The sequence below is a fragment of the Eisenbergiella massiliensis genome, from assembly GCF_003435485.1.
In genome coordinates this window covers 75,446-89,991 of the sequence record NZ_QVLV01000006.1, presented here as the reverse complement: position 1 = coordinate 89,991, position 14,546 = coordinate 75,446, and the positions used below count along the sequence as shown (strand labels likewise).

10 protein-coding genes are annotated in these 14,546 nt (G+C 50.0%); all 10 read right to left on the bottom strand.

The window, feature by feature from the left end; all coding sequences use genetic code 11:
* Positions 1-22 precede the first annotated feature (22 nt).
* The 10 genes from DXC51_RS10455 to DXC51_RS10410 all read right to left on the bottom strand — a co-directional run bounded on the left by DXC51_RS10455 (position 23) and on the right by DXC51_RS10410 (position 14,506).
* Positions 23-1,642, bottom strand: a complete 1,620-nt coding sequence (locus tag DXC51_RS10455) for an extracellular solute-binding protein (RefSeq protein ID WP_117544472.1) — start codon at positions 1,640-1,642, stop codon at positions 23-25.
* A 37-nt stretch (positions 1,643-1,679) separates the two neighbouring features.
* Entirely contained in the window at positions 1,680-2,585 is a 906-nt protein-coding gene (locus tag DXC51_RS10450) for a carbohydrate ABC transporter permease (RefSeq protein WP_021638072.1), read from the bottom strand.
* Between the two features lie 17 nt (positions 2,586-2,602).
* Positions 2,603-3,577, bottom strand: coding sequence for an ABC transporter permease (locus DXC51_RS10445; protein ID WP_021638073.1), 975 nt, complete (start codon positions 3,575-3,577; stop codon positions 2,603-2,605).
* 244 nt (positions 3,578-3,821) lie between these two features.
* The gene (locus tag DXC51_RS10440) at positions 3,822-6,155 is read right to left on the bottom strand and encodes a helix-turn-helix transcriptional regulator (RefSeq protein WP_147332357.1); all 2,334 of its coding nucleotides are present in this window, start codon (positions 6,153-6,155) and stop codon (positions 3,822-3,824) included.
* Between the two features lie 177 nt (positions 6,156-6,332).
* Entirely contained in the window at positions 6,333-7,523 is a 1,191-nt protein-coding gene (locus DXC51_RS10435; RefSeq protein ID WP_021638076.1) for a coenzyme F420-0:L-glutamate ligase, read from the bottom strand.
* Positions 7,524-7,726: 203 nt separating this feature from the next.
* Complete coding sequence (locus DXC51_RS10430; protein ID WP_021638077.1) at positions 7,727-8,218, bottom strand: dihydrofolate reductase; 492 nt, start codon at positions 8,216-8,218, stop codon at positions 7,727-7,729.
* A gap of 142 nt (positions 8,219-8,360) precedes the next feature.
* Positions 8,361-9,209, bottom strand: coding sequence for a thymidylate synthase (thyA, locus tag DXC51_RS10425; protein WP_021638079.1), 849 nt, complete (start codon positions 9,207-9,209; stop codon positions 8,361-8,363).
* A gap of 111 nt (positions 9,210-9,320) precedes the next feature.
* Entirely contained in the window at positions 9,321-10,922 is a 1,602-nt protein-coding gene (locus DXC51_RS10420; protein ID WP_117544470.1) for an MBL fold metallo-hydrolase RNA specificity domain-containing protein, read from the bottom strand.
* Positions 10,923-11,147: 225 nt separating this feature from the next.
* A complete protein-coding gene (locus tag DXC51_RS10415; protein WP_021638081.1) occupies positions 11,148-12,908 on the bottom strand; it encodes an ABC transporter ATP-binding protein in 1,761 nt (586 codons plus the stop codon).
* 80 nt (positions 12,909-12,988) lie between these two features.
* Positions 12,989-14,506: an LCP family glycopolymer transferase gene (locus tag DXC51_RS10410; protein WP_117544469.1), complete on the bottom strand. Its 1,518-nt coding sequence runs from the start codon at positions 14,504-14,506 to the stop codon at positions 12,989-12,991.
* Positions 14,507-14,546 lie beyond the last annotated feature (40 nt).

Here is a 14,546-nt window from a genome sequence, read left to right as displayed (position 1 = left end):
GCCTGCATTTTACTTATTTATCTTATTTTGTCTGATCCGCCTGATACATTTCATTGATTTCAGCAATCAGATCCGCGCCGCCGCGCTGTTCCCAAACCTTGAACTGCTCCTGTAAGCCTGCTTCGTCAATCTGTCCGCAGACATACTGGGTTCTAGCCCTGTCCAGGATATCCTTCAGGTCGGTTCCCACCTCCGCGTTGATTTTTGAGCTTACCAGATATCCGGAAGCCGGGTTAAATACCGCAATATCAACATTCGCAGCCTTAATCGCTTCTTCCTCAATGAGGCGGTCTGATTTTTCCACGGTCTTCATATCCGGCAAATCAGGCACATAGGCAACGGACTGGTTCAGGCCGATTTCCGGTTTTTCCTGGATTTCCTTGTCTGCAAGCAGGTCAACAATGTAGCCTTCTTCACTGATTTCATGATCCCTTCCCTCCAGGCCGTAATCCGCAAGGATTCTCATTTCCTCATCGTTCATCTTGTCCAGATAGGTCAGGCAGTTTTCCACATCCTGCTCTGTCTTGGCGCCTGCCTTGGTAATCAGGAAGCAGCCTGCCGCACCGGAGGTTGCCAGCGTATGGGGTTCTCCGCCTTCTTCCGCCGCAATGCCGCCAATCAGCTTCATGCTGGCATTGCCTTCGCCTGTTACGGAAGGAATTCCTTCTGTTTCAAAATAGTCCCATATTCTTCTGGAGTTGTCAAGAACATCCAGGAACATGCCGCACTCGCCGTTCTTTACGCCGTCGGTCCAGGTATTGGTCTCGCGGGTTGCCCAATCCTTATAGATAAGGCCGTCATCGTACATCTTCTTCATCCATTTCAGGGCTTCCAGATATTCCTCGGTCTGATGGACGGGAACCAATTTTCCGTCAACTTCCTTCCACTGGTTGCCTGCGCCGAACCATGCCTGGATGATGTCCAGCGGTCCCGTATATTTGCACATGCACAGACCATAGGTATCATCCTTGCCGTTTCCGTCAGGATCGCCGTAGGTGAACTGATACATCATGTTATAAATATCTTCGATGGTCTTAGGCTCCTCAAGCCCCAGCTTCTCAGCCCAGTCCGCACGGTAGCCCAGTCCGTTACGCCCGATGGGCCTGGAACGGTAAACGCCTACCAGCTGTCCGTCCACGGTAAATGCCTTACATACATTTTCATTCATTTTGGAAAGGTTGGGGTATTTTTCCTCATCCCATACAAAATCATTCAGATCCCAGAATGCGCCGTCCTTGGCCGCCTGTACAATATTGGCTCCCAGGTCGCTTCCGTAGGTGATTACCATGGGCATATTCGCTTTGTCCATCAGGGTAACGCCCAGGATATCGCTGTAGGAATCGTTGGCTACCCAGTTGAAATCAACGTTGATTCCCGTATAATCCTCGGCTGCCTTCAGCACATCTTCGGAACCCACATTCCCCATGGCTTTTCCATAGATATCAATGCACATGAAAGTAATGGTCGGCTTCTCCGTGCTTTCCGCTGCAGCGCTTTCCGCTCCGCCCGCTTCCTGGGAAGCCGCCTGCGTTCCCTCCGCTGCCTGTCCGCTGCCCGTTTCAGCCTTGCTGCCGCAACCTGCCAGCATGGATACCGTCATCGCGCCCACTAACAATAAGGATAATAATTTGTTTCGTTTCATTGTTTTCCTCCCTTAAATTATAAACGTTTATGTTAAATCAGCCCTTCACCGCGCCGACCATAACACCTTGGGTAAAATACTTCTGTACGAACGGGTAAATCAGCAGGATGGGCACGGTTGCCACCACCGTGGTTGCCATCTTAACCGCTTTTTCCGGCGGCTGTCCCATCATCCCCCAGTCAATCGGGGTTCCGTCCGTATTGATGCCGCCGGCCAGGAAGATAATCCTTCTCAGGGCGATCTGCACTACCTCCTTGCTCTTATCGGAAATATAGAGCATTGCGCTGAAGTAGGAATTCCAGTGCCCTACCGCGTAAAACAGGGATACGGATGCGATGGTGGGCTTGGAAAGAGGCAGGATTATTTTCAGGAAAATTCCCAAATCCGAGCTGCCGTCCACTCTCGCCGCTTCCTCCAGCTCCTTGGGGATTCCCTGGAAGTAGTTCTTGATGATAATCATATTGAAGGCGCTGATTGCGCCGGGCAGCCAAAGCGCCCAGAAGCTGTTGGTCAGTCCCAGCGAGCTGACTACCAGATAGCTGGGTACCATACCGCCTGAAAAAAGCATGGTGATGATAACCATATTGATGAAAAAGTTACGCCCTCTCAGATAGGAACGGGAAAGCGGATAAGCCAGTGTAGTTGTAAAAAACATATTGATGGCCGTACCGATGACGGTTACAATCACCGAGTTTTTCAGCCCCTTAAACACATCTCCTGTCCGGATGATATATTTATAGGCGTTTAATGAAAATTCCGTGGGAATGATGAAGAACGCCCTCTCCGTCAGTTCACGCTCCGTAGCAAAGGAACCGGCCAGTACATACAGGAACGGAAGGACAGTCACCACTGCGCTCAAACCGACTATGAAATAAATCAAAACCTGTACCGCCTGGTCGCCGGGGCTCCTTTTGATTTTGGAGCCGTTACGCTGTTTTGCCATTGATATCTCCCTCCATTTTAATAGAATCCTGATTCGCCGCACATCTTTGCAATCTTATTGGCCGCCAGCACCATTATCAGGCTGACAACGGATTTGAATACGCCTGCCGCCGTCGCCATGGAATACTGGGCCAGCTTGATGCCTTTATTATATATGTAAGTATCGAACACCTCGGATGCCGTATAGTTCAGGTCGTTCTGCATCAGGAAAATCTGCTCATATCCTGTATTCAGGATGGAACCCACCTTCAGAATCAGCATGATTACGATGGTTCCGCGGATGGCGGGCAGCGTAATGTGCCACATCAGCCTCCAGCGTCCAGCGCCGTCGATTCTCGCCGCTTCATACAGCTCCATATCCACGCCGGCCAGCGCCGCCAGGAATACGATGGTGCCGTACCCGGTTTCCTTCCATATATTCTGTCCTACAATCAGGCCGTAAAAATACTTGGGCGACGCCAGGACATCCGGCGCAGCGCCCCTGCCCATGATGCTTTCCAGAATCTTGTAAACAATACCGTCTGTGGTGCTGAACAGCTGCTGCGTCAGCGTTGCCACAATAACCAGGGAAATAAAATGCGGTATGTAAATCAGCGTCTGCGACACCCGCTTGTACCCCTGGCATCTGATTTCATTTAACAGAAGCGACAGTAAAATAGGCGCCGGGAAAAAGAAAATCAGACTCAGTATGGAAATGGACAGGGTATTCTTCAACAGCATTGTGAAGTCATAGCCCATAAAAAACTTCTTGAAGTTCGCCAGTCCCACCCATTCACTGGACAGATATGCGCCGATGGCGCTGTCTGCGCTGAAGGGTCTGAAATCCTGGAACGCGATGACGATTCCCGCCATCGGCAGGTAATTGAACACCAGCATATAAAGCACGCCGGGTATTAATAGAATATACAGCCATTTGTGCGCTATCACGAAATGCAGGAACGATTCCTTCTTCTGATAGGGAACAGCGGCTGCCTTCCCTTTTTGTCTGCTCACTAAAAGCCCTCCTCTTCTTTAACTATTGGGATGTGGTGTCCCTTGGTTCGTTTTGTATAGTAATCTAACTACACGTGTTTTTCAATGAGGAATATCTTTCCATTTCAGCGAAAATAAAAAGGGAGGCAGAAAGCCCCGTTTTACGGGCTTTCCGCCTCCCTGCTCCTGTCAATAATCATTATCTTTCCCGCCGGAAAGCATATGATTATCATCTTTTGTTACCGTATTTTACAACATGATTATTTTACAGCCGGCTTTTATCCTCCTGGCCTTTATGCTCCTTCCGGTATTTTCCCGGGGTGCTGTCCACATATTTGCTGAAGAAGCGGATAAAATTCTGTGTGTTTGCATAGCTGAGCTGCTCCGATATTTCCGCGATGGAAAGCTCCGTATTCAGCAGCAGCTCTTTGGCGGTTTCCAGTTTTTCCAGGTTCACCAGATCCGTAAAGGTCATATTCCGTTCCGCCTTCAGGATTTTCCAGATATAGCTGGGGTGATAATTCAGCTGCTCAGCGCATTCCGTCAGCGTAATGTCCCCCCTGCGCTCATGCACAAGCTCCATGATCCGCCTGAGTATTTCGGAGGAAGCCTGATAGCGGTACTGCCGCAGCGCTTCGATGGAGGGCTGGACGATCTGGGAATTCATATAGCTCTTGAGCTTGTCGCTTTCACAGATATAATTCAGCTTCTGGAAAATATCTTCGGAACGGTCCCGAAACACCTGGTTGGCGGACAGGCCCGCGTCCGAAAGCACGGCCAGCACGGCTATCACCAGCCGGTACAGGAAAAAGTTCCTGTCATGACGGGTTATCCCTCTGTTATTCAGGCTGTTGATGAATTTATCCACCAGCTGTGCCGCTTCCTCGCAGTCGCCGTCATTGACCGCTTTGGTGAGCGCATTTTCCATAACATAATCATAGCCGCTTATAATACCGTCGGTCCTGGCGATTTCCTCATAAAAGGTAATATCACTGTGATCCCTTGGCCCGCTCCCCGTATTCTTGAGCGTTTCCATACATTCATTGTAAGCGGTGCGCAGATATTTCAGCCCCGGAAATACCTGGCTGACGCCGGAAATCAGCGAGCAGCCGAACTCCGTCTCCACAAACTCCGTAAACTCGGTGTGGATGCGCATTGTCTTTTCCCGCAGCTCCTCCTGGGTATTGGCGCCCGTCAGAAGCAGGATCTGTCCGTTCAGGCAAAGCACCGGCGTAATCAGCCCGGCGGCAATCCCTTCCGGCGCCTTCTTCACAATAGTCATGCTCAGCGCTTCATTTTCCAGCTCGCTTTCCTGGTCCGTCTCCCCTTCCAGCATACACACCGCCGTCAGGAGCTGATATACCCTGGCCCTTGGCAGCTGGAACTGCTCCTGCGCCCCTGCCACCGCCTCCGGCGTCATTTCCCCGCGGATGGTACGGATGATAAACTGCTCCACCAATATCTTCTGCTGGTTCTGCACCATGAGCTGCAGGCTTTCCTTCGTGTCCACAAGCTGTACCACATTTTCCCGGATGGCGGAAAACTCATCCATTTCCTCCGTATCCACCCCCGCAATATCGGATACATACGCGTTCAGGCTCTTCACCGGCTGATACAGGATGCTTGTAAATATCCGGCTGAGGATGAGCAGCACGATGAGCGCGCCCATGATCACCAGGGAAACTCCCAGGATTCTTCCCGCGCCCTCCTTCATCTGCCCCAGATTATAGGCCAGCACATAATTCATGCCGTTGCCCGAGGTGCCGCTGATCCGGATCCTGTATTCACCGCCGCCTTCTATCTTCAGGTTATCTATGCGTTTTTCGTTTTTCAGCTCCTCCGGATGCGCGGAAAAATAATTTTCCAGCACCTCATCGGAAGAATATATGGTCTTTGCATCACTGCTGAATATGCACAGCTCATAACCGGCCAGGTTGCTGTCCAGACGCTGCCTCAACCTGGGAAGGTTCAGCTGCACCATAACGATCTGATCCACCCGGTTCACATTACCCGGCAGCTTCATGATCATCTGGAAGCCGGAAACATCCAGCGTTTTGCTCTGATAAATCCCATTCACATAGGCTGATTTTTCTCCCACATTATTCATCCAGAACAACGTGGAGGGAAACTGCGCCGCTTTTTCCAGAAGCGCATCAACCTGCTCCTTGTTCCTGGCCTCGCTCAGCCGGTACATGCCGTTATTCGTAAGCACCCAGTCCTGCATGATATTGATGAAGGCATAGCTTCCTACATATTCATCCAGATAGGTAGGCCCCTTCAGCAGATTCTGTGCCTCATTCAGATTGCTGTAATCACTGTAGGGTATGCTTCCCGTCTCCTTCAGCCAGCTCATCTGATCATCCGTGGAAATTTCCCTGTAAAACTGCCGGATCGAAGAAAGCGTAACCTCCACATCATTGCAGATCTGGGCTTCAATCGCTTCCATGGAAAGGTCCGTCTGCCTGGTCACTTCATCCAGATAGACTTTATAGGATATGCTTCCGGCTATCAGAAGCGGAACCACCGCCATGAGCAGAAGCAGCAGGAAAATCCGGTTTTGATATTTTCCGCCGTGCCTGTCCTTCCGTACGGTTTTCATAGGCTCACTCTTTCCCTTCTTCCAAAAAGGAGAAAGCTCAGTCAAAGCTTTCTCCCTTCTGTTTCTTCCAGTGTAAATTCAGAAGCCCTTACACCACGTACCAGACGCGTTTGCCGGCTTCCAAAATATTTGCTGTGCCACCTTAGAGTGTGTCAGGAATGAATTTTCAAACACGCTCTAGTCCGTAAAGTTATCGAAGTAGCCCTGCACCAGGATAACAGGAGTTCCCTTGTCGCCGGAACCGCTCGTCAGGTCGCAGAGAGAACCGATCAGATCGGTAAGCCTTCTGGGGGTAGTTCCCTGAGAAGCCATGTCTCCCACCAGATTCCCCTTCTTACCCTTGATTCTTTCTGAAATCGCTTCCTTCAGCGCATCTCCTGAAAGATCCTTGAAATCGTTGTCTGCCAGATATTTCAGCTTCACTTCGTTGGGAGTTCCTTCCAGGCCTTCCGTATTGGCCACCGCCACACAGGGGTCGGCAAGTTCCCAGATTTTTCCCACAGGATCCTTAAAGGCGCCGTCGCCGTAAACCATTACTTCCACATGCTTTCCGGTTTTCGTAAGAATCTGGTTCTGGATATCATTCACCAGATCCGTGCAGTCCCTGGGGAACAGCTTGATGGTGTCCTCCGTGGATTTATTGGAGCCGAGCAGGCCGTATTTTTCATTACAGCCGCTTCCATTTACAGGGGATGTAAGAATATCATCCAGACCGCATACCACCTGGGCGCCGCACTCCTTCAGGATCCTCTTAGTGCGCGCTCTCGTATGGATATCACAGTTGAGTACATTCTTTGTATAATCTAAAATCACTCTGGGATTGTTGGCGAAAATAACCTCAACCTCCGCGCCGCATTCACGGATCAGGTCGCTGTAATAAGCCACATAATCCACGCCGGTGAAAGGATGCCTGTTCTCGCCGAACAGCTCCCTGTATTTTTCCAGGGAAAGAACATCGCTGTAGGGATTCACTCCGGCTTCATCCAGCTGATCCTGGGAAACCAGCGCATTGCCCACTTCGTCGCTGGGATAGCTGAGCATCAACACCACCTTCTTAGCTCCCATAGCGATTCCGCGAAGGCAGATTGCGAAACGGTTCCTGGAAAGGATGGGGAAAATAACTCCGATAGTCTCTCCTCCCAGCTTCTCCTTCACATCCTGCGCAATCGCTGCAACGGACGCATAATTTCCCTGCGCTCTCGCCACAATGGATTCCGTTACGGAGATTACATCTCTGTCCCTTAACTCAAAGCCTTCACTTTCCGCCGCTTCCAGCACGCTGGAAACAACGATATCTGCCAGATTGTCCCCTTCACGGATAATCGGGCAGCGGATTCCTCTTGAAATGGTTCCTACTCTTCTTTCCATAAAATATACCTCTTTTGCTGTTTGCCTTTTATCATTCGCATAAACGCGATCATACGCACCGGCTTCGGTTGCGAAGCGGCCGGCCCGTCAGAAGGCCCTTTTTAGCCTCTCCGGCCCGACAGGAAGCAGGCGCACAAAAATATTATAATATAAAGTTTACGGTTATGGAAGCAGAAATTTATTTATTTTCTGTAATCTCCCTCTTACTGTTTCCTTTCATACTTCAGGAAATGATATGTTGTGTCAAAATAACTCTGTTCATCGCTTTCCGCCGTAATTTCCCATTCACCTGAGGCATCCAGATTGGGAAAGTAAGTATCCGCCTCGTAGGAACGATCAATTTTGGTCACATGGGCCGTGTCGCAGTAAGGAAGCAGCTGGCTGTAAACACTGTCGCCCCCAATGACATAAACGTCCTTTGTGTCATAATTTTTCAATTCCGCCAAAAGCTCCTCCACAGAATGGACCACTATGGCGTCCTTTACCTGATATTCCGGATTCCGGGTCAGCACGATATTGGTCCTGCCGGCTAACGGCAGCCCTCCAGGAAACGTATCCATTGTTTTCCTTCCCAGCACCACCACTTTTCCTATGGTTTCATTCCTGAACATCTTATGGTCCGCCGGAATCCTTACCAGAAGATCCCCGCGGTATCCGATGGCCCAGTTTTCATCTACTGCAACTATAATATTCATTTTTTCTCCTAACCGCCCGCCGCAGCGGGCCTATCGCAAATTAACTCTTAAATGAGGGAGGCCGGGATATTTTTCCGGCCCATGCTGCCCACAGACAGCCTGACTGCCGCCAGCCTTCCCCCTTCTGCCTGTTTTTCGGTTTTCAGATAGCAATGGGGATTCCCTGAATCTGCTCCCCTGTCACATAATTTTCCACCTTCACATCATCCCTTGTGAACTGATAAAAATCCTTCACCTCCGGATTGAGCCAGAACGAAGGCGCCGGCAGAGGCTCTCTTTGAATCAGTTCCTTTATAATAGGGATATGCCTGTCATAAATATGGGCGTCCGCAATCACATGCACCAGCTCTCCCGCCTGCATGCCGCATACCTGCGCCAGCATATGGACCAGCACCGCATACTGTACCACATTCCAGTTGTTGGCGGCAAGCACATCCTGGGAACGCTGGTTGAGTATAGCGTTCAGCGTCAGTCTGTCCTCTCCCTTTTTCTGGGTCACATTGAAGGTCATGCTGTAAGCGCAGGGATAAAGGTTCATCTCATGCAGATCCTGATGCACATATATATTCGTCATGATCCGGCGGCTGAAGGGATTATTTTTCAAATCATAAATCACCCTGTCCACCTGATCCATCATGCCTTCCTTATACTGATGCTTCACCCCCAGCTGATAGCCGTAGGCCTTTCCGATGGAACCGTCCTCATCCGCCCACTCATCCCAGATGTGGCTGTGAAGATCATGGATGTTGTTGGATTTGCGCTGCCAAATCCACAGAAGCTCATCCGTCGCCGACTTCAGCGCCGTCCTACGCAGGGTCAGTATGGGAAATTCCCTGGAAAGATCATACCTGTTGACCACGCCGAACTTCTTGATGGTATAGGCCGGCGTGCCGTCCTCCCACCTGGGACGGACCTTCTCCCCTTCGGTGCTCGTTCCGTTCTCCAGGATATCCCTGCACATCTGAATAAATGTTATATCTGCCAGACTCATTCTGCTTTTTTCTCCTGTCCTGTAAATTCTGTTTTGTAAAAGCTGTTTCATGAACTCAGTTTCTTGAAAGCTGTATGCTGAATTCTGTTTTTAAAATCAGTTTCCCGTTTCCTACTGCCATTTATCACACAGCGCATTGATCTGATCCGCCAGCTTCGCCATATCCTTGTTTGCCATACCCTTTCCGTTGCGGATAACCGTCAGAAGCCTCTGCCCGGCGGCCTCCAGTCTCGCATAGACGCTGTTTGCCACCGCTGCCCTGGCCTTCTTTTCCCTGGCTATCGGCGCCGCCTCATATTCCAGAAGGTTATGGAGCAGATCAAACCGTGTTCCGCTGAACGGCGCATAGGTGTCATAGCCATATTCATGGCGCAGGCATTCGGCAAAAGAGGTGCATACCGTATCCTCCCCATGGACGATAAACACCCGCTCCGGCTTCTTTTCAAAACAATTCAGCCACTCAATCAGCCCGTTCTTATCCGCATGGCCGCTCATTCCCTGAAGCGCCTTGATTTCGGCCCGCACATCCACGGACTCCCCGAACAGCTTTACCTCCTGGGCGCCCTCCAGGATATTCCGTCCCAGCGTCCCCACAGACTGATAGCCTACGAAGAGCACGGTACATTCCTCCCGCCACAGATTGTGCTTCAGATGATGCTTGATACGCCCCGCCTCACACATACCCGATGCGGAAATAATCACCTTCGGCGTTTCATCAAAATTAATCGCCCTTGACTCATCGCTGGTGATTGACAGACGCAGTCCCGGAAAAGAAATGGGATTGATTCCTTTACGCACCAGCTCCATGGCCTCTTCATCAAAGCAGTCATAAATATTTTTTTCAAAAATCCCCGTTGCCTCCACGGCCAGCGGACTGTCCACATATACCGGAAAATTGCCGTGGTTTTTCACCAGGCGGTCTTCCTTGATTTTCCGCAGGAAATACAGGATTTCCTGGGTTCTTCCCACTGCAAACGAGGGAATCACCACATTGCCTCCCCTGTCAAACGTCTTCTGCAGCACCTCTGCCAGCCCGGAAATATAATCAGGCCGGTCCGTCCCATGCAGCCGGTCGCCATAGGTGGATTCCATGATCACATAATCGGCGTCCCTGGTAGGATGGGGATCCTTGATGAGCGGCTGGTTTTTGTTCCCGATATCCCCGGAAAAGCACAGCTTCTTCTGAATTCCTTTCTCCTGTGCCCACACTTCAATGCTGGAGGAGCCCAGCAAATGCCCGATGTCCGTAAAACGGATCCTGATTCCGGGACAAACCTCAATTATTTTCTGATAATCACAGGGTACTAAAAGGCCAATGGTGCCCTCCGCATCCTCCATCGTATAAGGCGCTTCATGTTTTTCCGAGCCTGCATGCCGCTTCGCCTTACGGTTCTTCCACTCCGCCTCCTGCTGCTGTATATGGGCACAGTCACGCAGCATAATATCACAAAGCTCCGTTGTCGCCTGGGTTGCAAAAATTTTCCCGCGGAAGCCTCTTGCGTACAGTTGAGGAAGCATCCCCGAATGATCCACATGCGCATGGGTCAGGAACACATAATCAATCATAGCCTCCTGCACCGGCAGTTCCGCATTTTCAAAGGGATTTATCCCCTGTTCCATCCCCCTGTCAACCAGAATATGCTTTCCGGCCGCCTCCAGATAATGGCAGCTGCCCGTTACCTCATGATCCGCTCCGATAAAAATTAGTTTCATGCATACTCCTGTTCTGTGCTTTCCGCACTCAGGCCCTGATTAAGAAATACCGCGCTATCCGCTCTCTGCATCCCACGCTAAAGACGCAATATCACCCCGCAGGAAACTTTCAAAAGAAAAAATTTCCATACATATAAAAGGCCTGGCGGAACTGATCCGTCAGGCCCTTTTGGCACGGCCGGCCTGCTATCATTAGTATAACATGATATGCGGCCACCGGCAATTTTATTTCAGCAAATCCGCTGTGGTGTAAAACTTATGGTAGATTCCCTTCAGCTCCATCAGCTCGCTGTGGTTTCCTTCCTCCACAATCCCTTCCTCAGTAAGCACAAGGATACGGTCGGAATTCTTGATGCTTGAAAGGCGATGGGCAATAGTAAGCGTTGTCCTTCCCTCCGAAAGCCTGGAAAGTGATTTTGCAACTGCGAATTCACTTTCATTATCAAGGGCTGAGGTAGCTTCATCTAAAATAATAATTGGAGGATTCTTCAGGAATACCCTTGCTATACTGATACGCTGCTTCTGTCCTCCGGAGAGCTTCACACCACGCTCTCCCACATAGGTGTTATAGCCATCCTTCAGTCCCATAATAAACTCATGGGCGCCGGCCTTTTTTGCAGCATCCATCACCTCTTCCTCCGTCGCTCCCGGCCGTCCATAGGCAATGTTTTCATAAACCGTACCTGAGAAAAGGTACACATCCTGCTGAACAATACCGATATTCCTGCGCAGGCTCTTCAGGGTAAAGCTCTTGATATCCTGTCCGTCAATGGTAATACGTCCCGCAGTCACATCATAGAAACGGGGAATCAGGTTGCAGAGCGTGGTCTTTCCGCCGCCGGAAGGCCCTACAATAGCCAGCTTCTCTCCTTTGTGGATAGAAAGATTCAGATTTGTAAACACAATATTGTGATCATCCGGATATTCAAAGCTAACATCCTTAAAGGTAATCTCCCCTTCCGGCGTGCCCATCTCCACAGCCTCCGGCTCATCAAAAATATCTATATCAGCATCCATGATTTGAAGGAATCTCTCAATTCCCGTCATTCCTCGCTGGAACTGCTCTGCAAATTCAATAATACGTCTTATAGTAGCAATCAGCGTTGTCACATACAGCATGAAAGCGACCAAATCCCCGGGGGCAACAAGACCCTTTATCATAAAGAAGCCGCCCGCCACAATTACCGCCAGATACATAACACCGTCAAACATTTTTACTGTAGTCTGGAACAGCGCCATATATTTGTAGGTTTCTCTCTTGATATCCAGAAATTTATTGTTGTCCACCTCAAATTTCCGGTTCTCCATATCCTCATTGGTAAAGGCCTTAACCACCTTCTGTCCCAGAAGGCTGTCCTCAATTCTGGCATTCAGTTCCCCAATCTGGTAACGCTGTTTGCTGAAAGCGCTCCTCATACGGAAATTCAGGGTCATACAGACTCCGGCCATAATCGGTACAAACACGAATACGATCAAAGTAAGCGGCAGGCTTATCTGTGCAAGAATCACGAAGGAAATTACCGTCTTAATCCCCGCAATGAAAAATTCCTCCGGACAATGGTGGGCAAACTCAGTAACATCAAACAGGTCGTTTGTAATACGGCCCATAATCTGTCCCACTTTTGTATTGTTATAATAAGTATTGGAAAGCTTCTGCAAATGATTATAGGCATCGCGGCGCATATCCGTTTCTATCTTTGCCCCCATAACATGACCCATGCCGGCCATATAGTAGCTGGCAAAACAGTCAATCACACGAAGCAGGAAATAAATGAAGCCGAGACCCGCAATGGTCTTTATGGAAAGGGCCGCCAGATCACGCAGCCCTTCATTCGTAATATAACGCATAATCAGCGGAAGAACCAGTTCACATACCGTAGTCATAGACGCGCAGAACAGATCCAGGAACAGCGTCCCCTTATACTTCTTAAAATAAGGCATAAAACGCCGCATTAATTCCTTTGTTCCATATTGTTCGGTTTTCATAATCTCTCCCCTGGAGCGCCTTCATGGCTGCTCCCGTCCTCCTTTGTTTATTTTTATATTTTACTGCTGTTTATTATATTTTACTGTGCTTTCTCCCCGTAAAGCTGCGCACGGAGATAGGCGCTGTTTTTATCAAAATCCACCTGCAGAACATCCATGCCCCGGATGCTTGCATTCGAATAAGTCCCTTCCAGCGGGATGCTCTCCTGCACCAGCTCATAGGTGAGCAGCTTACCCGCCATCAGGCTCAGGCGCATACATTCTGCCTGCGTCAGGTTGGTTGTCAGGTTCGGGAACAGGCCGTCAATCAGGCCGCCCGGATTCGTCACCGCGGCTGCCGGAAGCTTTTTCATTACAGCCGCAAGCACCTTCCTCTGTCTCTCCGTCCTGCCAAAATCCGTACCAATAAACCGGTTGCGGCTGTAAGCAAGCGCCTGAGGGCCGTTCAGATGAATCGTCCCGCTCAGGGAAGTATCCAGATAATCGGTATCTATCGGCATGCCGCGAAGCTCATTATACTCATTCAGGTAAGCGTTGACCCACTTCACTTCATCATTGGTCAGTTCCATATCCACCCCGTTCACCGCATCCACCAGGTTGGCAAATGCCTGGAAATTCACTACCGCATAACGGTTCACATCGATTCCCAGATTCTGCTTCACCGTCTCCAGAAGAAGCTCGGGCCCGCCGAAGGAATAGGCCGCGTTCAGACGGTTGCCCTCTCTTCCCGGAATATCCACATACATATCACGCAGCAGGGAGGTCATATGAATCGTCCTCGTCTTATCACTGATGGAAAGAAGTATCATGGCATCCGATCTTCCTTCATCCCCTGCTGTCCGGGAATCGCTTCCTATAAGCAGGATGTTCACCACACCCTGTTCCTTCAGCGGCTCACCTGCCAGCGTTTCCACACGGCCGTACCTCATTTTGCCATATATATGTCCAACCATTACATACCAGATTCCTCCCAGCACCGCCAGAAGCACAATAAGCAGGGTGAGAAATTTCCTGAAGCCTGACTTTTTCTTTCCGCCGGAATTTTTCTTTTTTCCGGAAGCACCTTTATTTCCTTTCATTCCGCCGCCCTTTTCTTTCTCAGGTTTCTGCTTCTTCGGGGGCTTCCCCAGTTCCGGCCCGGTCCGGTCCGGGAAACTTGGGCCCGCGTTCTTCCGTTTTGCTTCTTTTTTCCCGTGTCTTACGTATCTTTCCTGCGGGTTGTACCCATACTCCTCCTCCGGAAATGGGTCCCTCCGATAACGCCGGTTGGCATATTCCTCTTCATGGGATTCATCTTCAGGATATTCGTTGCCTGAATAATCTTCTGCAGAATAATCTTCATCCGGGTATTCGTCTTCAGGATACTTTTCTTCGGAGTATTCTTCTCCTAGATACCCATCTTCGGGATACTCATCTTCGGGATACTCATCCTCCGGATACTCTTCGCCAGAGTATTCTTCCGGATATTCTTCCCCGGCAATATAACTGCGTTCTGTATTCCTGCTTTCCTGTTTTTCATACCTGGCCACTTCCCGATCCAGAAACTGCTCAAGGCTTCTCTGGATCTGCTCCATTTCATTACCGGATTCTTTACCCACTGGCAGCCTCCTTTATCTTCCGCGGCGGAACCGCCGCAGC